The organism is Pseudooceanicola aquaeponti (assembly GCF_050897975.1).
Classification (GTDB): domain Bacteria; phylum Pseudomonadota; class Alphaproteobacteria; order Rhodobacterales; family Rhodobacteraceae; genus Pseudooceanicola.
This window is the reverse complement of record NZ_JBPAXY010000002.1, coordinates 552,317-577,237: the sequence shown is the minus strand read 5'-3', so window position 1 is coordinate 577,237 and position 24,921 is coordinate 552,317. Positions and strand designations below refer to the sequence as shown.

General features: G+C 66.4%; 22 protein-coding genes. 9 read left to right on the top strand and 13 right to left on the bottom strand.

Annotated features, from left to right (window positions below; genetic code table 11):
* Positions 1–9 precede the first annotated feature (9 nt).
* Entirely contained in the window at positions 10–900 is an 891-nt protein-coding gene (locus ACRARE_RS06345; protein ID WP_432655566.1) for a formate/nitrite transporter family protein, read from the bottom strand.
* A 256-nt stretch (positions 901–1,156) separates the two neighbouring features.
* Between ACRARE_RS06345 and ACRARE_RS06340 the strand changes: the two genes are divergently transcribed.
* Positions 1,157–2,254, top strand: a complete 1,098-nt coding sequence (locus tag ACRARE_RS06340; RefSeq protein WP_432655565.1) for a tRNA-dihydrouridine synthase — start codon at positions 1,157–1,159, stop codon at positions 2,252–2,254.
* A gap of 80 nt (positions 2,255–2,334) precedes the next feature.
* Here ACRARE_RS06340 and ACRARE_RS06335 read toward each other — a convergent pair whose 3' ends face one another.
* Together ACRARE_RS06335 and ACRARE_RS06330 are read right to left on the bottom strand one after the other, a co-directional pair.
* Positions 2,335–3,729, bottom strand: a complete 1,395-nt coding sequence (locus ACRARE_RS06335) for an aspartate aminotransferase family protein (RefSeq protein WP_432655564.1) — start codon at positions 3,727–3,729, stop codon at positions 2,335–2,337.
* Positions 3,730–3,818: 89 nt separating this feature from the next.
* On the bottom strand, positions 3,819–4,490 hold the full coding sequence (locus ACRARE_RS06330) for a GntR family transcriptional regulator (protein ID WP_432655660.1): 672 nt from the start codon (positions 4,488–4,490) through the stop codon (positions 3,819–3,821).
* Between the two features lie 194 nt (positions 4,491–4,684).
* On the opposite strand from ACRARE_RS06330, the gene ACRARE_RS06325 reads away from it, so the two are divergent.
* The 5 genes from ACRARE_RS06325 to ACRARE_RS06305 all read left to right on the top strand — a co-directional run bounded on the left by ACRARE_RS06325 (position 4,685) and on the right by ACRARE_RS06305 (position 10,352).
* Positions 4,685–5,776, top strand: coding sequence for a polyamine ABC transporter substrate-binding protein (locus ACRARE_RS06325; RefSeq protein ID WP_432655563.1), 1,092 nt, complete (start codon positions 4,685–4,687; stop codon positions 5,774–5,776).
* 79 nt (positions 5,777–5,855) lie between these two features.
* Entirely contained in the window at positions 5,856–6,977 is a 1,122-nt protein-coding gene (locus tag ACRARE_RS06320; protein WP_432655562.1) for an ABC transporter ATP-binding protein, read from the top strand.
* A gap of 304 nt (positions 6,978–7,281) precedes the next feature.
* Positions 7,282–8,172: an ABC transporter permease subunit gene (locus ACRARE_RS06315; RefSeq protein WP_432655561.1), complete on the top strand. Its 891-nt coding sequence runs from the start codon at positions 7,282–7,284 to the stop codon at positions 8,170–8,172.
* Positions 8,169–8,990, top strand: a complete 822-nt coding sequence (locus tag ACRARE_RS06310) for an ABC transporter permease (protein ID WP_432655560.1) — start codon at positions 8,169–8,171, stop codon at positions 8,988–8,990. The genes ACRARE_RS06315 and ACRARE_RS06310 overlap by 4 nt, the downstream gene beginning before the upstream one ends.
* Positions 8,991–8,999: 9 nt before the next feature.
* Positions 9,000–10,352, top strand: a complete 1,353-nt coding sequence (locus ACRARE_RS06305; protein ID WP_432655559.1) for an NAD(P)/FAD-dependent oxidoreductase — start codon at positions 9,000–9,002, stop codon at positions 10,350–10,352.
* Between the two features lie 34 nt (positions 10,353–10,386).
* Here ACRARE_RS06305 and ACRARE_RS06300 read toward each other — a convergent pair whose 3' ends face one another.
* On the bottom strand, positions 10,387–11,310 hold the full coding sequence (locus ACRARE_RS06300; protein WP_432655558.1) for a DMT family transporter: 924 nt from the start codon (positions 11,308–11,310) through the stop codon (positions 10,387–10,389).
* A gap of 314 nt (positions 11,311–11,624) precedes the next feature.
* Between ACRARE_RS06300 and ACRARE_RS06295 the strand changes: the two genes are divergently transcribed.
* Entirely contained in the window at positions 11,625–12,227 is a 603-nt protein-coding gene (locus ACRARE_RS06295; protein WP_432655557.1) for a HupE/UreJ family protein, read from the top strand.
* 115 nt (positions 12,228–12,342) lie between these two features.
* Here ACRARE_RS06295 and msrA read toward each other — a convergent pair whose 3' ends face one another.
* Together msrA and msrB are read right to left on the bottom strand one after the other, a co-directional pair.
* Positions 12,343–12,843: a peptide-methionine (S)-S-oxide reductase MsrA gene (gene msrA / locus ACRARE_RS06290; protein WP_432655556.1), complete on the bottom strand. Its 501-nt coding sequence runs from the start codon at positions 12,841–12,843 to the stop codon at positions 12,343–12,345.
* A complete protein-coding gene (msrB, locus tag ACRARE_RS06285; RefSeq protein WP_432655555.1) occupies positions 12,840–13,289 on the bottom strand; it encodes a peptide-methionine (R)-S-oxide reductase MsrB in 450 nt (149 codons plus the stop codon). Before msrB ends, msrA begins: the two co-directional genes overlap by 4 nt.
* 335 nt (positions 13,290–13,624) lie before the next feature.
* On the opposite strand from msrB, the gene ACRARE_RS06280 reads away from it, so the two are divergent.
* A complete protein-coding gene (locus ACRARE_RS06280) occupies positions 13,625–14,326 on the top strand; it encodes a hypothetical protein (protein ID WP_432655554.1) in 702 nt (233 codons plus the stop codon).
* Positions 14,327–14,664: 338 nt separating this feature from the next.
* Positions 14,665–15,504 (top strand): hypothetical protein, encoded by an 840-nt coding sequence (locus ACRARE_RS06275; protein ID WP_432655553.1) that lies wholly within the window; start codon positions 14,665–14,667, stop codon positions 15,502–15,504.
* A gap of 97 nt (positions 15,505–15,601) precedes the next feature.
* Here the strand turns inward: ACRARE_RS06275 and queG are convergent, their stop codons facing one another.
* The 7 genes from queG to ACRARE_RS06240 form a co-directional block, all read right to left on the bottom strand.
* Positions 15,602–16,660, bottom strand: a complete 1,059-nt coding sequence (queG, locus tag ACRARE_RS06270) for a tRNA epoxyqueuosine(34) reductase QueG (RefSeq protein ID WP_432655552.1) — start codon at positions 16,658–16,660, stop codon at positions 15,602–15,604.
* A gap of 235 nt (positions 16,661–16,895) precedes the next feature.
* A complete protein-coding gene (fzlA, locus tag ACRARE_RS06265) occupies positions 16,896–17,567 on the bottom strand; it encodes an FtsZ-binding protein FzlA (protein ID WP_432655551.1) in 672 nt (223 codons plus the stop codon).
* A gap of 97 nt (positions 17,568–17,664) precedes the next feature.
* On the bottom strand, positions 17,665–18,417 hold the full coding sequence (mtgA, locus tag ACRARE_RS06260; protein ID WP_432655550.1) for a monofunctional biosynthetic peptidoglycan transglycosylase: 753 nt from the start codon (positions 18,415–18,417) through the stop codon (positions 17,665–17,667).
* A gap of 118 nt (positions 18,418–18,535) precedes the next feature.
* A complete protein-coding gene (locus tag ACRARE_RS06255) occupies positions 18,536–18,823 on the bottom strand; it encodes a hypothetical protein (protein ID WP_432655549.1) in 288 nt (95 codons plus the stop codon).
* A 141-nt stretch (positions 18,824–18,964) separates the two neighbouring features.
* On the bottom strand, positions 18,965–19,231 hold the full coding sequence (locus ACRARE_RS06250; RefSeq protein ID WP_432655548.1) for a hypothetical protein: 267 nt from the start codon (positions 19,229–19,231) through the stop codon (positions 18,965–18,967).
* Between the two features lie 338 nt (positions 19,232–19,569).
* Entirely contained in the window at positions 19,570–24,108 is a 4,539-nt protein-coding gene (gltB, locus tag ACRARE_RS06245; protein ID WP_432655547.1) for a glutamate synthase large subunit, read from the bottom strand.
* Positions 24,109–24,161: 53 nt separating this feature from the next.
* Complete coding sequence (locus tag ACRARE_RS06240; RefSeq protein WP_432655546.1) at positions 24,162–24,902, bottom strand: hypothetical protein; 741 nt, start codon at positions 24,900–24,902, stop codon at positions 24,162–24,164.
* Positions 24,903–24,921 lie beyond the last annotated feature (19 nt).

Here is a 24,921-nt window from a genome sequence, read left to right as displayed (position 1 = left end):
CGGAAGAGATCAGCGGTTGCGCGGGCTGACCTTGTCCTCGACATCGGCGCGCACCTGGGCATGGGCGATCAGGGCAAAGATGAAGGTGCCGCCGATGACGTTGCCCAAAAGCGTGGGCAGCCAGAATTCCAGCACCGCCGCGCCCAGCCCCGCCTGGCCCAGGAAGACCAGGTAGAGAACCTCGGTCGTGCCCGCGATGACATGGGGGAAATCCCCCACCGACACCAGCCAGGTGGCCAGGAAGATCAGCGGTAGCCGCGCCTGCGGCGAGGCGGCCATGGCCCAGACCAGCGTGGCGATCAGCCAGCCAGAGATCACCCCGCCCGCGAACATCTCGGGCGCGGGCTTGCCGATCAGGTGGCGGCCGATCTCGACAAAGGCCGCCGTGGTGTCCCCGTCGAAGACCGGCATATAGGCCAGCACCGCCGCGGCAATGGCCCCGCCCGCGGTATTGCCCGCCAGCACGATCCCCCACAGCCGCAGCACCCGCGCCACGTTGCGCCGCGTCGGATCGGACATGACCGGCAGAACCGGCGTCACGGTGTTTTCGGTGAACAGCTGCTGCCCGGCGCAGATGACGAAGATGAAGCCCAGGGTATAGCCCATGGATTCCACCAAAAAGGCGATGTCGGTATCGGGCAGATGCGCGTGCAACAGCCCCCGCGCCATATAGGAGGTGGCCATGGTGATTCCCCCGGCGATCGCCGACCACATCAGCGCCCGCCCGTCCCGGGCCATCTCCTTGTCACCCTCGCGGCGGATCACCTCATGCACGGCGGCGGCGGTCGAGGGCAGCTTCTCTTCCAGATCCTCCAGGTCGGGTTCATGGGCCGGGGCACCCTGGGGCGCCGTCACGGTCGCGGCATGATGGGGATGGGTCGGCTTGCTCAGATCGGTCACGGGGGAAGGTCCTGCGGCTTCGGATCAGGACGAACGCTGACCCGCCGGTCAAGGTTCCCCCCGGGGTCAGCCCGGCCTCTTGGCCCGCCGCATCGCCCCGACCAAAGAGGCAGGACCGGGGGAAACCTGCCCGATTCTCCATCATCTGCCCGGCTTTTGGCGCGATTTCCCCGGCCCCACCCGGCTGCCCGCGCAAAATAATTGACTTTTTGGTCAAAAATGGCGGTCCTAGGATCAAACACAACGGGGAAACGCCATGCCAGTTGATCTGACGACCGAGTTCACCGGTCTTAAATTCGTCAATCCTTTCATCCTTGCCTCGGCCCCGCCGACGGAAAGCAAACGCAAGATCCTGCGCGCCTTCGAGGCCGGTTGGGGTGGCGTGGTCACCAAGACCATCGGCCTGCACCCGGTGGAAAACGTCGCCGGGCCCAAGACGATCTACCAGCGCACCAGCGAGGAAAAGCCCTATGTCTCGCGGATGAAGCGGCCCGATACCGTGTCGCATTCGTCCTGGAACTGGGAACTGATCTCGGACCAGCCGCTGGAACAGTGGCTGCCGGACCTGAAAGAGATCAAGGAAACCTACCCCGACCGCATGGTCATCGCCTCGATCATGGCCGGTGCCGATGGCGAGGAAGAGATGCAGAACTGGCGCAAGCTGGCCCGCGCCGTGGTCGACGTGGGCTGCGACGGGATCGAGCTGAACATGTCCTGCCCCCACATGGACCGCAAGGACATGGGCGCCCATATCGCCAATGACGAGGACATCATCCGCAACATCCTGGCCGCCGTCACCGATGAGGTGGACGTGCCGATCTGGGTGAAGCTGACGCCCGCGACCTCCACCCTGGTGGATGCGGCCGGCGCCGCCTACGCCGCCGGGGCCGCGGCGATCTCGCTGTGCAACACCTTCCCCTCGCTGCCGCTGATGGACCCCGAAACGATGAAGTTCGAGGCCGAGGTCGACGGGCTGGTCTCTTCCGGCGGTCAGGGCGGTCTGGCGATCCTGAACCAGGCGCTGCAAAAGGTCTCGGAAATCTCGCGCGCCTACCCCGAGGGGGCCATTTCCGGCATCGGCGGCATCAAGGGCTGGAACGAGGCCTTCAACTTCATCGTGCAGGGGGCGGGCAACCTTCAGATCTGCACCGCGGCGATGGAAGAGAAAGGCAGCGGCGGCGTCGGCGTGAAGATGATCCAAGAGCTGTGCGACGATCTGAGCGACTATCTGGAGCGCAAGGGCTTTGCCTCGATCGAAGAGTTCCGCGGCCTGGCCCGCGAGCGCATCGTCGAGCATTCCAAGATCCGCCGGAAGAGCGAAGAGTACAACGGCGGCTATCAGCAGTCGGCGTGAGGGTTGACACGAGACCCCACAAAAAGAGCCCCCGCCAATCGGCGGGGGCTTTCTTCATTCCAGCGACAAGGTCCAACCCCTCACCCCTTCTCCCACAGCCCCTCGGCTTTCACCTGTTCCATGGCCTCGTCCAGGCTCAGCCAGGCGCGCTCTGCCAGCGTGTCGATCTCTTCCTTCGAGATCACCAGCGGCGGCGAGATGATCATGCGGTCGCCCACGTGGCGCATCACCAGGTTGTTGGCGAAGCAGCGCTCGCGGACCATGTAGCCGACAGTGCCCGCGGGGGCCTTGAACTTGGCGCGGGTCTCGGCCTCGGGGGTCAGCGCGAGAGAGCCCATGCCGCCGACGATCTGCGCCTCGCCCACCATCGGATGCGCGGCCAGGCCCTCGAACTTTTCCTTCAGATAGGGGGCGATGTCGCGGCCGAAGGTCTCGACCACGCCTTCCTCGTCGAGGATGCGCAGGTTCTCCAGCGCCACGGCAGAGGCGACGGGGTGGCCCGAGTAGGTATAGCCGTGGTTGAACTCGGTCGCGCCGATCACCGCGGCCACCTCGTCCGACAGGATCGAGCCGCCGATCGGCTGGTAACCCGACGACAGACCCTTGGCGATGGTCATGATGTCGGGGCGGATGCCCACGGCCTGGCTGCCGAACCAGGCGCCGGTACGCCCGAAGCCGCAGATCACCTCGTCGGCGATCAGCAGGATCTCGTATTTGTCGCAGATGCGCTGGATCTCGGGCCAGTAGGTGGCGGGGGGCACGATGACCCCGCCCGCGCCCTGGATGGGTTCGGCGATGAAGGCCGCGACCTTGTCCTCGCCCAGCTCCAGGATGGCCTTTTCCAGCTGCTGCGCGCGTTCGAGGCCGAAATCCTCGGGGGTCATGTCGCCGCCTTCGGACCACCAGTCGGGCTGGTCGATATGGTGGATGCCGGGGATCGGCAGACCGCCCTGCATATGCATCCCCTTCATGCCGCCCAAGGAACCCGAGCCGACGGAGGAGCCGTGATAGGCGTTCCAGCGGGAGATGATGATCTGCTTCTCGGGCTTGCCCTTTTCGGCCCAGTAGGTGCGCACCAGCCGCAGGTTGGTATCGTTCGCCTCGGAGCCGGAGGAGGAATACATCACCTGGTTCAGCCCCTCGGGCGCCAGCTCTGCCAGCTTCCTGGACAGGGCGATGACCGGGGCGTGGGTGGTCATGAAGAAGGTGTTGTAATAGGGCAGTTCCTTCATCTGCCGCGCCGCCACCTCGGCCAGCTCATCCCGGCCATAGCCGATGTTGACGCACCACAGCCCCGCCATGCCGTCGAGGATCCTGTGCCCCTCGCTGTCGGTCAGCCAGCAGCCCTCGGCGCCGGTGATCACCCGGGCACCACGTGCGGCCAGTTCGGTCTGGGTGGTGAAGGGGTGGACGTGGTGCGCCGCGTCCAGCGCCTGAAGCTCTGCCGTGGGCAGGTGGTTCGAGATCTTGGTCATGACGATATCCTTGGCTGTCCGCCCGGTCAGGGGCGCTTGGGCAAAGGATATGATCAAATCCGGCGCTGTCAATCGAATCGCGGGGACCCTCAGAGGGCGCGCAGGATCATCTCCATTCCCTGTTCCAGGTCGCCCTGCATGGCCCGGGCGGCCCCCTCGGAATCGCCTGTTTTCAGGGCGACGATCAGATCCTTGTGCATGTCGGGCAGGTTGCGGGTGCCGAAGGCGCCGCAGACCACCCGCAGCGAGGGGCCAAAGCGCAGCCACAGCCCCTCGACCAGCCCCGCCAGGATCGGCGCCTCGGCGGCGGCGTTCAGCCGGGCATGGAACTTGTGGTTCTCGACCAGGTAGTCGTGCACATGGCCGCGGCGGATGGAATCATCCAGCGCCGCGTCGATCCGTTCCATCGCCGCGATGTCCTCGGGCGCGATGCGGGCACAGGCGCGGCGGGCCAGCTCGGGTTCCAGCGCGCGGCGGGCGACCAGCAGCTGTTCGATCTCGGCCGCGCCCAGCAGGGGCACGGAAATGCGGCGGTTGCCCTGAAACTCCAGCGCGCCCTCGGCCATCAGCCGGCGCAGCGCCTCGCGCACCGGGGTCATGCCCGCGCCCAGCTCGGCCACCAACCCCTGGATGGTCACCGCCTGGCCCGGTTCGAACTGGCCATACAGCACCCGGGCGCGCAGGGTGCGATAGACCACCTCATGGGCGGGCAGCCCGGCGCCCTGCTTCTCGGTCTCCGACCGCCCGTCGCCCGGGGCCACCGCCCCGCCCGCGCCGCCCTGCGTGCCCGCTGCCTGCAAAATAATCACCTCACGTTGACCCACCCGTGCTCTGCGCCATCTTGCACGGCTCGGGCGCCCATGAAAACATCTACATGTTGCCAGGTTCCCGGCCTTTTGATCAAATCGGGGATCAAGGGGCGAAAGACCCCAGGCGAAACAACGGGAGTGCATTCATGAAACGTTCCATCCTCGGCCTGACGGCCGCGACCCTCGCCCTTGGTGCCGGCATGGCCCAGGCCGAAGAGGTCCACGTCTACAACTGGTCCGACTATATCGACGAAAGCCTGCTGGAGAAGTTCGAGGCCGAAACCGGGATCGACCTGGTCTATGACGTCTTCGACAGCAACGAGTTGCTGGAAACCAAGATGCTGGCTGGCGGCTCGGGCTATGACGTGGTGGTGCCCACCGGCACCTTCCTGCAACGCCAGATCATGGCGGGCGCCTTCCAGCCGCTGGACAAGTCCAAGCTGCCCAATATCGAAAACCTGTGGGACGTCATCCAGGACCGCACCGATGTCTATGACCCGGGCGGCGACTATTCGATCAACTACATGTGGGGCACCACCGGCATTGGCGTGAATGTCGACAAGGTGGCCGAGGTTCTGGGCGAAGACGTGGCGCAGAACTCGCTGTCGCTGATCTTCGATCCGGCCAATGCCGAGAAACTGGCAGAGTGCGGCATCTACATGCTGGACGCCCCCACCGAAACCGTCCCCGCCGCCCTGACCTATGCCGGTTGGGACAACCCCGACGACAAGTCGGAAGAGGCCCTGGCCAAGGCCGAAGAGGTGCTGAGCGCGATCAGCCCCTACATCACCAAGTTCCACAGCTCGGAATATATCAACGCGCTGGCCAACGGCGACATCTGCGTGGCCTTCGGCTGGTCCGGTGACGTTCTGATCGCCCGCGACCGCGCCGCCGAGGCCGACAACGGCGTCAACGTCGAATACTACATCCCCTCGGAAGGGGCGCTGATGTGGTTCGACCAGATGGCCATTCCGGTGGATGCGCCGAACCCCGACGCGGCGCATAAGTTCCTGAACTTCATCATGGATGCCCAGAACATGGCGGCGGCGTCGAACTACGTCTATTACGCCAACGGCAACAAGGCCTCGCAGGACTTCCTGAACGAGGACGTGATCGGCGACGGCGCCATCTACCCGGATGAGGCCACGCTGGACAATCTCTATACCGTGACCCCCTTCGGGCCCAAGGAACAGCGCCTGCTGACCCGCCTGTGGACCCGGGTGAAATCCGGCACCTGACCCCTGCCGCAACGCCACCCCGCGCCGCGCCATCCGCGCGCGGCGCGGGCCTTGTCACGCCCCGGAGTCCGCGCCGCCCATGCCCCAGACCGTCTTTGCCCCCTGGGAAGATCCCGACGAGAAACCGCTGATCCGGTTCCAGAACGTCACCAAGAAATTCGGTGAGTTCACCGCGATTCAATCCATCGACCTGGACATCTACACGCGCGAATTCTTCGCCCTGCTCGGCCCCTCGGGCTGCGGCAAGACCACGCTGATGCGGATGCTGGCCGGGTTCGAGACGCCGACCACCGGAAAGATCCTGCTGGGGGGCGAAGACATCGCCGCCACGCCGCCGAACAAGCGCCCGGTGAACATGATGTTCCAAAGCTATGCGCTGTTTCCGCATCTGTCGGTCTGGGAAAACATCGCCTTCGGCCTGAAACGCGAAGGCCGCCAGAAGGACGAGATCGCCACCCGCGTGGCCGACATGATGCGCCTGACGCGGCTGGACAAATTCGCCAAGCGCAAGCCGCACCAGCTGTCTGGCGGGCAACGCCAGCGGGTCGCGCTGGCGCGCTCTCTCGCCAAGGCGCCGAAACTGCTGCTGCTGGACGAACCCCTGGGCGCGCTCGACAAGAAGCTGCGCGAAGAGACGCAGTTCGAACTGATGGATATTCAAGAGAAGACCGGCACCACCTTCGTGATCGTCACCCACGACCAGGAAGAGGCGATGACCGTCGCCTCCCGCGTGGCGGTGATGGACGAAGGGCAGCTGGTGCAGGTTTCGACCCCCGACCGGATCTACGAGAACCCCAATTCCGTCTACGTGGCCGACTTCATCGGCGACGTGAACATCATCGAGGGCACGGCCAGCCAGTCGGGCGACAAGGTGCTGGTCACCTGGGCCGAAGGCGCCTCGCCCCTGGTCGCCACCTCCTCTGCCCTGTTGCAGAAGGACCAGCGCTGCTTCCTGGCCATCCGCCCCGAGAAGATCACCATCACCGCCGAGGAACCCGAGACCACCAACAAGGTCCGGGGCGAGATCATCGACATCGGCTATCTGGGTAATATCTCGACCTATCACGTGAAACTGCCCACCGGGCATATGGTGAAGGCGCAATCGACCAACACCCGCCGCATCGCGCGGCGCAACTTCACCTGGGAAGACAAGGTCTGGCTCAGCTGGTCCGACACCGCCGCCGTCCTGCTGGAGCGTTGAGGATGAGTGCGGGGATCCAGCCGGGCGACCGGCACGCCGGCCGGCGGGGGCTCTGCCCCCGGTCGGGCAAGCCCGACTCCCCCGGAGGTATTTTCGGCCCGGTGAAAGAGCGGGACAAAGCCCCCCATGCCCCCCTCGCGCGGGCTTTGAGCCCTGCACACTCCCAGGCGCAACGTAGGCCAAGCCGGGGGCGCCCCTTGCTCTCTCACTGGGCCAAAAATACCTCCGGGGGGACTCTCCGGAACGGAGAGGGGGGGCAGCGCCCCCCTGCCCCCCTTGCCACATGCGCCCGCGGAGGCCAGCCATGCGCCGCCTGATCCTGATCCTTGTTCCCTACCTGTGGCTGCTGGCGCTCTTCCTGGTGCCCTTCCTGATCGTGGTGAAGATCTCGCTGTCGGACGTGGCCCTGGCGCGCCCGCCCTATTTCCCGCAGCTGGACATCGCGGGCGGCTGGTCGGCGATCCGCGAGTTCTTCAGCGAACTGGATTTCGAGAATTTCGCCTTCCTGACCAGCGACGATCTGTATTGGAAGGCCTATCTCAGCTCGCTGCGCATCGCCGCCATTTCAACCGTGCTGACCCTGCTGATCGGCTTTCCCGTCGCCTATGCCATGGCCTCGGCGCGGCCCGAATGGCGCCCCACCCTGATGATGCTGGTGATCCTGCCCTTCTGGACCAGCTTCCTGATCCGGGTCTATTCCTGGATGGGGATCCTCAGCCAGAACGGCCTGCTGAACACCTTCCTGATGTGGACCGGGGTGATCTCGGAGCCGCTGAACATCATGAACACGGAAACGGCGGTCTATATCGGCATCGTCTACACCTACCTGCCCTTCATGATCCTGCCGATCTACGCGACGCTGGAAAAGCTGGACGGCTCGCTCTTGGAGGCCGCCGAGGATCTGGGCTGTTCGCGCGCCTCGGCCTTCTGGCTGGTCACCGTGCCGCTGTCGAAACCGGGCATCATCGCGGGCTGTTTCCTGGTCTTCATCCCCGCCATCGGCGAGTTCGTCATCCCCTCGCTTCTGGGCGGCTCTGGTACGCTGATGATCGGCAAGGTGCTTTGGGAAGAGTTCTTCAACAACCGCGATTGGCCCGTCGCCTCGGCGGTAGCGGTGGTGCTTTTGCTGATCCTGATCGTCCCCATCGTGCTGTTCCAGCGCAATGAGCAGAAAAACCGGGAGGCCGGCCAATGAGACGGATGAGCGGCTTCAACATCGTGTCCCTGACCTTCGGGCTGGCCTTCCTTTACCTGCCGATGGTCATTCTGGTGATCTACAGCTTCAACGCGTCGAAGCTGGTGACGGTCTGGGCGGGCTTCTCGACCCAGTGGTATGGCGAGCTGATCCGCAACGAGGCCTTCCTGGATGCGGCCCTGGTGACGCTGAAGGTGGGCGTGATCTCCTCCACCATCGCCACGGTTCTGGGCACCATGGCGGCCTGGATCCTGGTGCGCTCGGGGCGATTTCTGGGGCGCACCCTGTTTTCGGGGATGATCTATGCGCCGCTGGTCATGCCCGAGGTGATCACCGGGTTGTCGCTGCTGCTTCTGTTCATCGGGATCGGGCTGGATCGCGGTATCCTGACCATCGTGCTGGCCCATACCACCTTCTCGATGTGCTATGTCTCGGTGGTGGTTTCCTCGCGGCTGGCCTCTTTCGATACCTCGCTGGAGGAAGCCGCCCTCGATCTGGGCTGCACGCCCTGGCAAAGTTTCCGCCTGGTCACCCTGCCGATCATCGCGCCGGCGGTGATCTCGGGCTGGCTTCTGGCCTTCACCCTGTCGCTGGACGACCTGGTGATCGCCTCTTTCGCCGCCGGGCCCTCGTCGACCACGCTGCCGATGAAGATCTTCTCGGCGGTGCGCCTGGGCGTCTCGCCCGAGATCAACGCCCTGTCGACGATCATGATCGGCATCGTCGCCTCGGGGGTACTGATCTTCTCGGTGATGTCGAAACGCGCCGCCCTGCGCCAGACCCAGGAAGAGCGTGACGCCGCCCGCGCCGAGGCGTAGGAGGCGGGCATGACGACCAAACAACCGCGCCGGATCTACCCGGACTATACCTATTCGCGCGCGCCCATTCAGGGCTGCTACTGGGCCGAGGATGTGCCCGAGGCGGCGCTGATCCAGCCGCCCCTGCCCGGCCCCGCCCGGGTCGAGGCGCTGGTGATCGGGGCGGGTTACACCGGCCTCAACGCGGCGCTGACCCTCGCGCAGGCGGGCCGCCAGGTCACGCTGATCGACGCCGATTTCCCCGCCTTCGGGGCCTCGGGGCGCAATGGCGGCTTCTGCTGCCTGGGCTCGGCCCGGGCCAGCGACGGCCAGCTGCTCCGCCGCTTCGGCCCCAAGGCCCCCGCCGATCTGCGCCGCGCCGAGGCCGCCGCCATCGCCCATGTGGACCGGCTGACCCAGGCCCACGGGATCGACGTCGACCGCCATTCGACGGGCGAGACGATCCTGGCCCATTCGCCCCGCGCCATGGCGAAACTGGCCGCCAGCGCCGAGGGCTACAGCGCCGATTACGGGGTCGAGATGCGGGTCCTGTCCAAGGCCGACCTGGCCGCCGAGGGGCTGGACGGGCCGACCTGGCACGGCGGGCTGCACAACCCCCTGGGCTTTGCCCTGCACCCCCGGAAATACGCCGCGGGCCTGCTGCGCGCGGTGCTGGCCGCCGGGGTCACGGTGCAGGGCGACACGCCCGCCCTGTCGATCGAACAGACCGGCCCCAGCCTGCGCGTCACCACCCCCCGGGGCGAGATCACCGCCGACCGCGTGCTGGTGGCCACCAATGGCTATACGGCGGAAAGCCTGGCGCCCTGGTTCCGGGGCCGTACCCTGCCCGCGCAAAGCTCTGTCATCGCTACCCGGCCGCTGACAGAGGCCGAGATGCAGGCCCAGGGCTACTGGTCGCGGCAGATGGCCTATGAGGACCGGAGCCTGCTGCACTATTTCCACCTGACCCCCGACGGGCGGATGGTCTTTGGCCAGCGCGGCGGGCTCTTGTCGTCGCCCGCGACCGAGGCCAAGCTGGCAAAGCTGGTGCGCGCCGATTTCGACCGCGCCTTCCCGGCCTGGGCCGATGTGGAAACGCCCTATTACTGGTCCGGCATGGTCTGCCTGACGGCCTCGCTTACGCCCTATTGCGGCCCGGTGCCCGGCCTGCCCGGCGCCTTCACCGCCTTTGGCTATCACGGAAACGGCGTGGCCATGGGCAGCTACCTTGGCGCCCGCATGGCAGAGCTGGCCTCGGACCAGGAGCCCAGCCAGATCCTGCCCGCCGCCTTCCGCGCCCCGCCGCCGCGCTTTCCGCTGGGCCGCTTCCGGCGGCTGTTCCTGGCCGCCGAATATACCCAGGCACGGCTCTTCGATCGCTGAGAATGGGGATCGCCCGGACGGGCGATGCTCCCCCTCAGCTTTCGATCGACTTCGCCGCCCGCGCCTTGCCGCGCTTCAGGCCCAGGTGACGTTCGCGCAGGATGATGATCACCCCCGCCAGGATCACGATCCCCGCCCCAAGCAACATCTGCGGCGTCGGCACCTCGGCGAAGACGAAATAGCCGATCCCCAGGGCGAACAGCATCGAGGCATAGTCGAAGGGCGCCACCACCGAGGCATCGGCGAAGCGATAGCAGGAGGTCAGGAAGATCTGCCCCAGCCCGCCCAGCAGGCCCGCCACGATCAGCATCGCCGCCTCTGGGGCGCGCGGCATGACCCAGCCGAAGGGCACCGTCAGCAGCGACAGCACGATCGAGGTCACGCTGAACCAGAAGACGATGGCCGAGGTCTGTTCCTCGCGCACCATGTTGCGGATATGGACCTGGGCCAGGGCCGCGCAGGTGGCGCCGAAGATCACGATCAGCGCGCCCACGGCCTCGGTCATGGCCACCGTGTCGCTGCCCAGGGTGGTCACCCGCGGCTCCAGCACGATCAGCACGCCCACCATGCCCAGACCCACGGCGCTCAGGCGGAAGACGCCGACCTTCTCGTTCAGGAACATGCCGGCGAAGACCACCACCAGGATGGGCGTGGCATATTGCAGGGCCGTCACCTCGGGCAGGGGCAGGAAGGCCAGCCCGGCAAAGCCGCAGCCCATGGCCGTGGTGCCGATCAGCCCGCGCCAGACATGGGCCATGGGCCGCTGCGTGCGCCAGCCGGTGGCCAGATCGCCGCGCAGCGCCAGCCAGCCCAGAATCACCGGCAGGGCAAAGACCGAGCGGAAGAACACCGCCTGGCCCGGCGGCACATGCCCGGCGCTGGCCTTGATCAGCGAGGTCATGGTGATGAAGCAGATCACCGCCACCAGTTTCAGGACGATCCCCTTGAGCGGCTGCATCTTTTCACCTTCGGTTGCGCGGGCCGGACCTGGCCGCCCCGGTGTTCTCGCCCGGGGCTGTCGCCGCGTCAACGGGCCGCACCGCGCCGCATGGGGGACCTGCGCGCCACGCAGGGGCGCGGCCCGCGCTGCGCGCCAAACGGGCAAAGCCGGGCGGCAGGGCGCGACAATGGCCCCCGGGGCGGCCCGGCGCCCGCGCCGCGCTGGCATTCGCCATCGGCCCACGTATAGTGAAAAGGCTCCCGCGCCAGGGTCCCTGCGACCTCCGCCCGCTTCGGGACCAGCCCCGGTTAAGACCCTTGAAAGGACCCGCCATGCCCCGTCTTTCGCGCTCTGCCCTGCGTTCTGTCTCTCTGTCGCTGCCGCTGCTGCTGGTGGCCGCCGCGGCCCAGGCCCATACCGGCGCGGGCCCCATGGGCGGCTTTGTCAGCGGCTTTACCCACCCGATCTTCGGCTGGGATCACGTGGTGGCCATGGTGGCCGTGGGCCTGTGGGCCGCGCTTCTGGGGCGCCCGGCAATCTGGGTCCTGCCGCTGGTCTTCCCGCTGCTGATGGCCGTCGGCGCGGCCATGGGCATTGCGGGCCTGCCCGTCCCTGCCGTCGAGACCGGCATCGCCCTGTCCGGCGTGGTACTGGGCCTGGCGGTGGTGCTGGCCCTGCGCGCGCCGCTTTGGGCCGCAGGCGCCGTGGTCGGCGTCTTCGCCATCTTCCACGGCCATGCCCATGGCACCGAACTGCCCCAGAACGCCAGCGCGCTGACCTATGGCCTGGGCTTCCTGGTGGGCACGCTGCTGCTGCACCTGGGCGGCATCGCCCTGGGCCTGCTGGCCACCCGGCCCCTGGGCCAGATCGCCGTGCGCGCCGCAGGCGGCGTGATCGCCCTGGTGGGCGGCGCCTTCCTGGCGGGCATCGCCTGATCCCCGCCCCGGCCCGGCGGCGCCCCGCCGCAGGACCGGACGCGAGACATGAAAAACCCGGCGCCCCCTGGGACGCCGGGTTTCTCTTTCTCTATCGCTGCCTCTTTCGCCGGGATCAGCCGTGCGGCGGCAAGACCCAGTCGGGGCGCGGGAAGTGGCAGGTATAGCCATTGGGCACCCGCTCCAGATAGTCCTGATGCTCAGGCTCGGCCTCCCAGAAATCACCCACAGGTTCAACCTCGGTCACCACCGGCCCCGGCCAGAGGCCCGAGGCGTTCACATCGGCGATCGTCTCTTCGGCCACGGCCTTCTGCCCCTCGTCGATGTAGTAGATGGCCGAGCGGTAGGACAGGCCGATGTCGTTCCCCTGCCGGTTCGGCGTCGTCGGGTCGTGGATCTGGAAGAACACCTCAAGGATCCGCCGATAGCTGATCCGCGCGGGGTCGAACCAGATCTCGATCCCCTCGGCATGGGTGCCATGGTTGCGATAGGTGGCATGGGCCACGTCGCCGCCGGTATAGCCGACCCGGGTCCGCAGCACCCCGGGCAGACGCCGGATCAGATCCTGCATCCCCCAGAAACAGCCACCTGCCAGAACCGCACGCTCTTCGGTCATCCCAGATCCTCCACCTTGTCCAGATAGGCGCCGTAACCCTCGGCCTCCATCTCTTCCTTCGGCACGAAACGCAGCGAGGCCGAGTTGATGCAATAGCGCAGCCCGCCCCGATCGGTCGGCCCGTCGGGGAAGACGTGGCCCAGATGGCTGTCACCATGTTTCGAGCGCACCTCGACCCGGACCATGCCGTGGCTTTCGTCGCGCAGATTGACGATGTTTTCGTCCTCGATGGGTTTGACGAAACTGGGCCAGCCGCAGCCGCTTTCGTATTTCGCGGCGCTGGCAAACAGCGGCTCGCCGGACACCACGTCGACATAGATCCCCGCCCGCTTGTTCTCCAGCAGGGCGCCGGTAAAGGGCCGCTCGGTGCCGCTTTCCTGGGTGACGTGATATTGCTCCGGGCTCAGTCGGGCGACGGCCTCATCGGTCTTGCGATACTCGGGCATGATGTCCTCCGTTGTTGCCCCTTTATGTGGGCAGCCGTGGCGGAAAGGAAAGGGGGCGACCCGTTCCCGCCCCGGGCACAAGGGCGAGAGCGAAAGGCGAAACCCGGGCACGGGCGACAATCCACGGCACCGGGCGGGCAAAGTTTCACGCGATTTCCGGTCAGCCCCGCCCGGCGCAGCGGATCGGCGGGCGGGCGCCGCAATACGGGCCCGTAACCGGCAAGGCCACGCCCGTTTCGCCCGGCCCACACGGCGGCGAAACCCCGGGGCGCGGGCTGCGTGTCTGTGATCGGTCCCGACCGACGGGGCCGCAAAGAAAATCGCAGGAGATGCACATGACGTTTCAACCCCGTTCCTTCGCCCTGGCCGCCCTTCTTGCCGCCGCCACCACCGGCGCCGCTTCGGCGCAACTGTCGCTGGGGGGTGGCCTGGATGTCTCGACCGGGGGCGGCTCGACCAGCGCCAGCGCCAATGCCAGCGCCGACGCTGACACCGGCGGGCTGACCGATGGGCTGGGCGATACCGTGGCCTCTGTCGGTGGCGCGGTGTCGGACGGCGTTTCCGGTGTGACTGACACCGCGGGCGATGCCCTGGGTGGGATCACCCAGGCCGCGGGCGAGACCGTCGCCACCGCAACCGGCACGGTGTCCGACAGCGTGACGACCCTGGGCAACACCGCCACCGGCACCGCCAACGCGGCCACCGGCACGGTCAGCACCACCGCCACCGCCTCCGCCACCACCGCAGGCAGCCTTCAGGACGAGGGCCGGGTGATCCTGTCGGGCGTCGTCGGCCCCGAGGGTCTGGCCACCACCACCGTGTCCCAGCTGCTGGCCGATGGCACCATCGACCTGGCCGGGATCGACGGCAGCATCGCCGCCAATGCCGATGTCATCGCCACCATGCAGGACGGGATTTCCGCCAATGCCAGCCTGTCCGCCGCGCTGGCCGCCCAGGGCTTCGGCCCCGAGGATGTGATCGGCGTTCAGGCCATGGCGGATGGCTCGACCCAACTGGTGATCGACGACCGCGGCTAAGCGCCGCCCAGCCCCCGCCACCGCCCCCGGTGGCCCCCGAAGGGATCCGCGCCGCGGGTCCCTTTTTCGTTCCGAAAGGGCATCTCACAGCCCCGACGCGGGAAAAAGGCCGAGAGAAGTTTCCCGCACCGGCAGGTTCCCGCCCAGGCAACTTAGTTGTTGATTCAAGAGGATCTTTCAATCCAAACCCCTATTTTGCAAGGCCAGAATCTCGTTTGAACGCCACCAATCCCGCAAAAAACTCGCCCAAAACGTGCAACTTGAATCACATACTCACGTTTCTTTTCCCATAGGCCAGCCCCCGGGCCGGTCGGTTGAGAGAGAGGAGGATTAATCTCATGACCATGGAAAGGATGAAGAGAACGACCGCCCTGATCGCCACCCTGGCGCTGATCGGCCCGGCCTCGGCGCAGGCGCAACTGGGGCTGGATGTGGATCTGGATGTGGGGATCGGCGGCGGAGACGGCGTTAACGTCGGCGCCGATGTGGATGTCGGCCTCGGGGGCGATGACGGCATCAACGCAAACGCGGATGCCGACGTGGGTATCGGTGGTGGCGATGGGATCAACGCGGACGCGGATGCCGACGTGGGCATCGGCGGCGGCAATGGGATCAACGCGGATGCGGATGTCGATGTCGCGGTTGGCGGCGGCAATGGCGTCAATGCCGATGTCGATGCCGATGTCAGCTTCGGCGGCGAGACCCTGGCCGATATCGGCGCTGACCTGGGGGTCGGCGGCGGCTCTGGGGGCGGCTCCGGCTCCGGTGGTGGGGGCACCGGCGGTGGCGGAACCGGCGGCGGTGGCTCGGGCACGGGCGGCGGCTCGGGCACCGGGGGCTCCGGTGGCGGCGCTGGCACCGGGTCCGGCACGGGCGCCAGCGGCGACAGCATGGCCTTTGCCGCCAGCGGCCTGTCGCAGCTCGGCACCCTGCCGCCCCGCGCCTTCGGCCTGGTGACGGTCAGCCAGCTGGAACGCCGTGGCCAGATCGACCAGCCCGCCTTCGACCGGCAACTGGCCCGCTCGGGCGGCTGGATCGCCAAGCTGCGCGCCCGCCTGTCCAGCAACCAGCCCCTGACCCGCTGGCTGTGGAGCCGCGGATACGACACGCCCGATGTCGTGGGCTTCTTCCGCAAGACCGATGGCAAGCTTTGGCTGATCGTCGACGACCGGGTCTGACGGCCAACGGGTGTGTGTGTGATCGGCGCGCTGCAAGGCCGCGCCACGACGACAGCAAGGCGACGCCCGGGAGAGATCCCGGGCGTTTTGCCCGGGCCTAGAGGGCGCGCAGCCGCGCCACCGCCCATGCGGCCGCCTCGGCCACCACCGGATCGGCATCATCGGTCAGCGCCTCGACCGCGCCCAGCAGATCGGGCCGCCCGGAATTGCCGATGGCATAGGCCACGTTGCGCACGAAACGGTCGCGCCCGATGCGCTTGATCGGGCTGCCCGAGAATCGGGCCCGGAAGGCGGCATCGTCCAGCGCCGCCAGCTCGGCCAGGGGCGGGGCCAGCAGGTCGTCGCGGGCATGATATTTCACCTCTGCCGCGCGTTCGGCGAACTTGTTCCAGGGACAGACCGCCAGGCAATCGTCGCAGCCATAGATGCGGTTGCCCAGCTTGGTGCGCAGATCCAGCGGGATGGCGCCCTTGTATTCGATCGTCAGATAGGAAATGCAGCGCCGCGCATCCAGTTGATAAGGCTGCGGAAAAGCATCCGTCGGGCAGGCATCCAGGCAGCGGCGGCAGCGCCCGCAATGGTCCCCCTCTGCCGCGTCGGGGGGCAGCTCCAGCGTGGTGAAGATGGCGCCCAGGAAGAACCAGCTGCCCATCTCGCGGCTGACAAGGTTTGTATGCTTGCCCTGCCAGCCCAGCCCGGCGGCCTGGCCCAGGGCCTTTTCCGGCACCGGGGCGGTGTCGACGAAGACCTTCACCTGCACCTCGGCCCCGTCCGCCTGCGGCCCAGCCTCGGCGATCAGCCAGCGGGCCAGGCGTTTCAGCCGTTTCTTGACCACGTCATGGTAATCGCGGTTCTGGGCATAGACGGTGATCGCGGCGCGGTCGGACTGCTCCAACACCGCCAGCGGGTCGTGATCGGGGCCATAGTTTTCCGCCAGCATCAGGATCGAGCGCGCCTCGGGCCACAGCGCGGCCGGGTCACCGCGCCAGTGACTGCGCTCGGCCAGCCAGGACATCTGCCCGTGATAGCCCGCCTCCAGAAAGGCGCCCAGACGTTCCGCCACCTGCGGCACGGCCTCGGGGGTGCACAGACGGGCGGCAGAGAATCCCTCTGCCTCCGCCTGGTCCAGAAGTTTGCGTTTCAGCGCCTCGGTCATGGGGGCCTTCATGCCAGAAAACGGGGGATGGGGGAAAGGCGGGGGCGCGATCCCGAAGGCCTGCACCGGTCTGTAGGCGTCAGGCACAGCCATGCGCATGGCTGTGCCGTCGTACTGTCCCACGCCGCCCATCGGGTCGTGCCGGTGGCACGGCCTGCGCCCGTCCGCCCCCTCGGGCGGGCGCAAACGCCCACCCGGCAGACGGGCACCGGCCTTAGGTCGGATACCCGTGCCCTCAGAAATCCAGATCGGCGTAATGGGCGGGCGGCGGGAACCCCGGCACCTGATCCATCAGGATGGCGCGGAAGGCGGGGCGCGACTTGATCTTGGCGTACCAGTCCTTCACCTGCGCGTTCCGGTCCCAGTCCACATCCGAGATATAATCGAGCGAGGACAGATGCGCGGCGGCGGCGAAATCCGCCAGGCTCATCCGGTCGCCCGCCAGCCAGCGCCGATGGTCCAGCAGCCAGCCCATGTAATCAATGTGGAACTTGATCGCCCGAAGACCGGCCATCACATTGGTGGAATTGGGAAATCCCTGGCCGGTCAGCTTCTTGTTCACCCGCTCGTAAAGCAGTTTCGTCGTCACCTCGTGATGGAACTTGTCATCGAACCAGCTGACCAGGCGGCGCACCTCGTGCCGGGCCAGCGGGTCGGCGGGCATCAGCGAGGGGTCGGGATAGAGCTCTTCCAGATATTCGCAGATCGCGGCGCTTTCGGCCAGGGCATGGCCGTCAAGACGCAGCACCGGCACCTTGCCCGCCGGGTTGCGGCGCAGGAAATCGGTGTCCTTCTCCCAGTAACGCTCTTCGATCAGCTCGACCGCGATCTTCTTCTCGGCCAGCGACAGGCGCACCTTGCGGCAGAAGGGAGACAGGGGAACGTGGTACAGCTCGGCAGAAGTCATCATCGTGTCCTGGTACTGGGGCCCGGCGCGGCAGATGCGCGGGCCAACGGGCCCCGGCCTGAAATGAAACCTGTCTTGCCGCCTAAGGCCCGGAATTTCAATCCTCGAAACAGGCGGCCCGCCCGTCGCGCGCGATCGTCGCCGCCCCGTCGCGGATTGCCGCCGAACGGCGGGTGACGAAGTCCCCGGGCGCGCTGGCCGACCAGCTTTGCGGCGAGGGCAGCACGGCGGCCAGCCGCGCCGCCTGTTCGGCGCTCAGATCCTTGGGCAGGGCCTGGAAGTAACGCCAGGCGCCCGCCTCGATGCCAAAGGCGCCCTCGTCGAACTCGGCCACGTTCAGATAGACCTCCAGAATGCGCCTTTTCGACCAGGTCAGTTCCACCACCGGGGTGATCAGGGTTTCCAGCGCCTTTCGGACATAGCTGCGCCCGTGCCAGAGATAGACGTTCTTCACCACCTGCTGGGTGATGGTGGATCCGCCCCGCGCCGCGCCATCGGCGATGGCGTCGCGAATGGCGGACATATCAATCCCCCAGTGCAGGCAGAAATTGGCATCTTCGGCGGCCACCACCGACCGGGCCATGACCGGGGCGATCTCTTCGATCGGCACCCAGGTGCGGTCGATCTCGCCCAGGCGCAGCCGTTCGCGCAGCATGTAGGCGCCGCCCCAGGGGCGGATCACCGAATGGGCGATCACCGTCAGCAGCAGAAGACCCACCAGCCCCGCCAGCCCGCGCAACAGCCAGCGGCGCAGCCAGCGCAGGGGCTGCGGACCACCGCGCGCCGCCCCCTTGCCCTTGCGGGCCGGGGTTTTTCGCCGAGTCGTCTTGGATTTTGTCTGCTTTGCCACGGCCCCAGCTATACGCAAGCGGGCCAGGCAGGCAACGCCCTTTGCCCGGGCCGGGCGCGGGGCCGCCGTTCGGGCGGCGCAAAAGAAAACCGGCCCAGGGGGCCGATTCACGCGGGTATCAGTCTTCGTAGGCGCCTTGCCAGGTGGCGCGCCAGGGGCTGCCCGCCGGGCGGTCGGCCCGGCCAACCTCGCGGCGCACCCGATTCTCCTGGCTCAACGCGCCAAAGCCGGACCGCAGGGAGAAATTGTCGAGGCGGTATTCCTCGATCCCGCGCGGTGCGGCGGCGGCGCCAGGCTGCGGCAGGATAGAGAATCCCTCGTCGCTGTCGGCAAGGCCGGGCGTCGCGGTCAGCGCCGTCAGGGCCAGAACAAGGGCGGGGGCAAAAGCGGCAATTCGGATCGTCATGGGAACCTCCCGGATATCCGGGTCTTGGCGGGGCCACGACCTCTGCGCCGGGCCCTATGCAAAACGGCACCGGCGCCTTTCGGGGCCGGTGCCGCTGTCCAGGTCGTCACCACGGGGAGCGTAGGGCGACGGAAGCCGGACTTACTTGGCTTCGGGCAGGACGTATGCGTTTGCACCGTTCAGGCCCGAGCGGGCGTCGTCGTCGTTGTAGTCGACAACGGCGTTGCCGGAAGCGGCCAGCGACGAGGTGTCGGTGTAGTTGCGGGTCACTTCTTGCTGTGCGGAGTGCACGCTGTTCAGGCCCGAACGTGCGTCGTCGTCGCTGTAGCCGTTGAAGAACTGAGCCGAAGCGGAGGTTGCGGAAGCTGCGACGAGGGCTGCGATGCCGAAGGCTTTGAGGGTTTTCATTGTAGGTCTCCTAAATCACTAAGTTTGTTTTGCTTCAGACGCTGTGTGTTTCTGTCTGCGTCCTTGCGATGAGAGAGATATAGGCCCAGGGCTCCGGCTTTGGAAGTGCATCTATGCACACATAAACGTTCGTGACGGCATAACGTGTCCTCACGAACATGAGAGCAGCCGCAACATATTGATTTTACTATATTTTACAATTCATTCATTGAACTAAATGCAAAACTAGACAGTTCAGTTTTGCCTTGAAAAACTTTCAGATCGCCTCTTGCATCAAAAAAGAGGGCCCGCGGCTGCGGACCCTCTTGAAAGATTTGTGACGCTTTCTAAGGCGGAAATTATTCCGCAGGAACAGACACTTGATCCTCGGACAGGGGGTGAGGCAAGTGTTGAAGCATCTCTTTCGGGCAGATTTGCAAGAACTTGCCCTTCTCCAGATCCCAGTGCTGAAGGATGTCTGCGGCCTTGCGCGAGCCGGTTTCGGCCGCGTGGCGTTCGATGAGTCCTTTCAGCTGTTGCTCCCAGTGATCTACGGCCACCGGGCAGGTCACCAGGGTCTCCATGTTGATCAGCTTGTCCGCCAGACCTTCGGGATCATAGAGATAGGCCATGCCCCCGGTCATACCGGCACCGAAGTTCGGGCCGATGGATCCCAGAATCACCGCCAGACCACCGGTCATGTATTCGCAACCGTTCGAGCCGCAGCCCTCGATCACCACCTTGGCGCCCGAGTTCCGCACCGCGAAGCGTTCGCCCGCGCGGCCCGCTGCGAACAGGTAACCATCGGTCGCGCCATAAAGCACGGTGTTGCCGATGATCGTGTTCTCGGCGGCCACCAGCGGCGACTGCATCGAGGGACGCACCACCACGGTGCCGCCCGACAGGCCCTTGCCGACATAGTCGTTGGCCTCGCCCGAGACCTCGATCTTCAGGCCCGGGGCCGCGAAGGCGCCCAGGGACTGGCCGGCGGAACCTTCCAGCTTCACCGTCAGGTGGTCGGGTTGCAGCGCGTTGCGCATCCCGAAGGCCTGCACGATGTGCGACGAGGTGCGCGTGCCCACGGTGCGGTGCGTGTTCTGCACCGCGTAGGACAGTTGCATCTTTTCGCCGTCCTTCAGGAAGCGGGCGGCGTCGCGCACGATCTCGGCGTCCAGGGTGTCGGGCACCGCGTTCCGGGGTTTCAGGCGGTCATAGACAATGTCCTTGGCGCCATCGACGGTGATCAGAAGCGGGTTCAGGTCCAGATCGTCGAGGTGTTCCGCGCCACGGCTGACCTGATGCAGCAGGTCGGCTCGGCCGATCACCTCGTCCAGGGACCGGGCGCCGATCTCGGCCAGGATTTCCCGCACTTCCTGGGCGTAGAAGGTGATCAGGTTGACCACCTTGTCCGCCGTGCCGGTGAACTTGGCGCGCAGGGCCGGGTCCTGGGTGCAGACGCCCACCGGGCAGGTGTTCGACTGGCACTGACGGACCATGATGCAGCCCATGGCGATCAGGGCGGCGGTGCCGATGCCGTATTCCTCGGCCCCCATCATCGCGGCCATGACGATGTCGCGGCCGGTGCGCAGGCCGCCATCGGTACGCAGCGTGACCCGCTCGCGCAGCTTGTTCATCGCCAGAACCTGGTGCGCCTCGGTCAGGCCCATTTCCCAGGGCAGACCGGCGAACTTGATCGAGGTCGCGGGCGAGGCGCCCGTGCCGCCATTGTGGCCCGAGATCAGGATCACGTCGGCCTTGGCCTTGGCCACACCGGCGGCAATCGTGCCCACGCCCGAGGACGACACCAGCTTCACCGTCACCTTCACGGTGGGGTTGATCTGCTTCAGGTCGTAGATCAGCTGGGCCAGATCCTCGATGGAATAGATATCGTGGTGCGGCGGCGGCGAAATCAGGGTCACGCCCTTGGTCGAATGGCGCAGACGGGCGATCAGGTCGGTGACCTTCATGCCGGGCAGCTGGCCACCCTCGCCGGGCTTGGCACCCTGGGCCACCTTGATCTCCAGCTCTTCACACTGGTTCAGGTATTCGGCGGTGACACCGAAACGGCCAGAGGCCACCTGCTTGATCTTTGCCGACGGGTTGTCGCCGTTGGGTTCGGGCACGAAGTGTGCCGGATCCTCGCCGCCCTCGCCCGAGTCGGACTTGGCCCCGATGCGGTTCATCGCGACGTTCAGCAGCTTGTGCGCCTCGGGCGACAGCGCGCCAAGGGACATGCCGGGGGTGACGAAGCGTTTACGGATCGAGGTGATCGATTCGACCTCTTCGATCGGGATCGACTTGCCCAGGGGCTTGATCGCCAGCAGGTCGCGCAGGTGGATCGGCGGGTTGGCCTGCATCCGTGCCGAATACTGCTTCCAGATCTCAAAGCTGGCCCGGTCACAGGCCGCTTGCAGCATGTGCATGGTCTGCGCTTCCCAGGCATGGGTCTCGCCCGACTTGCGCGCCTTGTAGAAACCACCGATCGGCAGCACGTCCTGGCCGGACTTCCAGCCAAGGCGGTGCACCTCTTCGATCTTCTTCTGGATGCCGTAGATCCCGATGCCGGAAATGCGGCTCAGCATCCCGGGGAAGAACTCGGCGCACATGGCGCGGCTCAGGCCCACGGCCTCGAAGTTCAGACCGCCGCGATAGGAGGAGATGACCGAGATACCCATCTTGGCCATGATCTTCAGCAGACCCTGGTCGATGGCATCGCGGTAGCGCTTCATGTTCTCGGTCAGGGTGCCGTCCAGCAGGCCGCGCTTGATGCGGTCGGCGATGCTGTCCTCGGCCAGGTAGGCGTTCACGATGGTCGCGCCCGAGGCGATCAGCACGGCAAAGTAATGCGGATCGACGCATTCGGCCGAGCGCACGCCGATGGAGCAGAAGGTGCGCAGGCCCTTCTGGGTCAGCCAGCTGTGCACCGCCGAGGTCGCCAGGATCATCGGCATGGCCACCTTGTCGGGGCCCTGGTTCTGATCGGTCAGGATGATGTGCCCGCCGCCAGAGCGCACCGCGTCCTCGGCCTCTTGCCGGATACGGTTCAGCGCCTCGCGCAGCGCGCCGCGCTCGCCGGTGGCCGGGAAGGTACAGTCGATCTCGACCATCTCGGCGTTGAAGTGGTTCTTCAGCTCGACGAACTGTTCATTGCCGACAAAGGGCGTGTCCAGCACCAGGATCTCGGTCTGTGCGCTCGACTCGTCCAGCACGTTCTTCAGGTTGCCGAACCGCGTCTTCAGGCTCATCACGCGGAATTCGCGCAAGGAGTCGATCGGCGGGTTGGTGACCTGGCTGAAGTTCTGGCGGAAGAAGTGGCTCAGCGGGCGGTACTTGTTGGACAGCACGGCAGAGGGCGTGTCGTCGCCCATCGAGGCGATGGCCTCTTTGCCATCCTCGGCCATGGGCGCCAGCATCTGTTCCAGCTCTTCCACCGAATAGCCAGCCGCGATCTGCCGCTTGCGCAACTCGGCGCCTTCATAGATCGGCTTTTCCTCGACCTCGGCCAGGGCTTCGTCCAGCTCGGAAATCTTGCCGACCCATTCGCCGAAGGGCTGACCGGCGGCCAGTTTGTCCTTGATCTCGACGTCGTGGTACAGCTTGCCCTCTTTGGTATCCACCGCCAGCAGCTGGCCCGGACCCAGGGCGCCCTTTTCGCGCACGGTGGCCTCGTTGGTCGGCACCATGCCCGCCTCGGAGCCCGCGATCAGCAGGCCGTCGCCGGTCACCACGTAACGCATCGGGCGCAGACCGTTCCGGTCGGTGCCCGCGCAGACCCAGCGACCATCGGTCATGGCAAGCGCCGCCGGGCCATCCCAGGGTTCCATCACCGAGTTGCAGTAGGAATACATGTCGCGCCAGGCTTCCGGCAGTTCCTCGGCCTGCTTGGACCACGACTCGGGCACCAGCATGGTTTTCGCCATGGGCGCCGAACGCCCGGCCCGCACCAGCACCTCGAAGACCGCATCCAGCGCCGCCGAGTCGGACGACCCACCGGGGATGATCGGCTTGATGTCTTCGGCCATGTCCCCGAAGGCCGAGGAGGCCATGCGGATCTCGTGGCTTTTCATCCAGTTCACGTTGCCCTTCAGCGTGTTGATCTCGCCGTTGTGGGCCAACATGCGGAAGGGCTGCGCCAGCCACCATTCCGGGAAGGTGTTGGTGGAATAGCGCTGGTGATACAGGGCGAAGGTCGAGGTGAAGCGCTCGTCCATCAGGTCGGGGTAGAAGACGGCCACCTGTTCGGCCAGCATCATCCCCTTGTAGATGATCGACCGGCAGGACAGCGAGGCCAGGTACAGATCGGTGATGCCCGCGCTCGCGGCGGCCTTCTCGATCCGGCGACGGATCACATACAGCTCGCGCTCGAACTGTTCCTCGTCGACACCCTTGATGTTGGAAATCAGGATCTGCTCGATCTCGGGGCGGGTGGCGTTGGCCTTTTCGCCCAGGCAGTCGATCTCGACCGGCACGTGGCGCCAGCCGTAGATATAGTAGCCCATGCGCAGCACTTCGGCCTCGACGATGGTCCGGCAGGTTTCCTGGGCGCCGAAATCGGTGCGCGGCAGGAAGACCTGGCCCACGGCCATCAGCTCGTCGCGGCGCGGCTCGTGGCCGGTGCGCTTGATCTGGTCATAGAAGAAGGGAACGGGGATCTGCACGTGGATGCCCGCACCATCGCCGGTCTTGCCGTCGGCATCCACGGCGCCACGGTGCCAGATCGCCTTCAGCGCGGTAATGCCCGCCTCGACCACCTTGCGCGACGGTTTGCCGTCGATCGAGACGACAAGGCCAACGCCGCAGGAAGAATGCTCGTGTTCCTCGCGGAACAGGCCGTTCTCTTCCATCCACTTGCGCTTGGCTTTCTCGGCGGCGGCCCAATTCGCGTCGATCTTGGTCATGGTCAGGTCTCCCTTTGCCGAAATGGCGGTGTTGCGGGGGAAAGCGGCGGCGCTCATGCCTGCGGCTCTCCGGTCAGGTCGTTCTCGCCGCCCTCTTCGGGCAGCGCATCTTCACGGCGGTAAACGCCCAGCGGTTCCAGGGTTTTGCGCAGCTTGCGCGCCTGGTTCAGAAAGGCGCGTTCCAGCACCTCGCCGGTCAGCCCGGCCTCGTCCAGAAGCTGCGGCACGGTCTTGTCGCCCGTGGGCAGGATCATCTGGTGGATATTCGGCTGCAACGGGAAGCTTTCCAGATGGGCGGCCTCGCCCGGCGCCTCGCCGTGGATCAGGTAGTAATCGGCGTCGCGGCCCAGCACCTCGCCCAGGTTGTGCAGGCGCAGGTCTTCCAGGCCCTTGCCCTCGGGGATGGCGCGGGCGGGCATCGCAAACAGCGGGCTCAGCGCCAGGGCCACCTTGACCTCTAGGAACGCAGGCATGGCCAGGGCCATGAAGCCCCCCATCCCCTGGCCCAGCACCATCACCGTCTCGGCGCCGACCTCGCGGTGATAGGCGGCGGCCCATTCCACGATCTCTTCGATCAGGCGCGGGCCGTTCAGCCAGGTATCCTGCGGATCGGCGAAGAACAGCACGTTGTCGCGCCCGCCGTGGCTGGCGGCATGGGCAAAGGCGGCCAGCGGCGCGCCGCCCTCTTCGCTGTCCCAGAAGGACAGGACCAGACGGGTGCTGGTGCCACGATAGAGCCAGACCTTCAGCGTTTCGCTGTCAGAGACCGGGGTGATGTCCAATGCGTCTGCCATGTCCTGCCCTTTCGGGGCG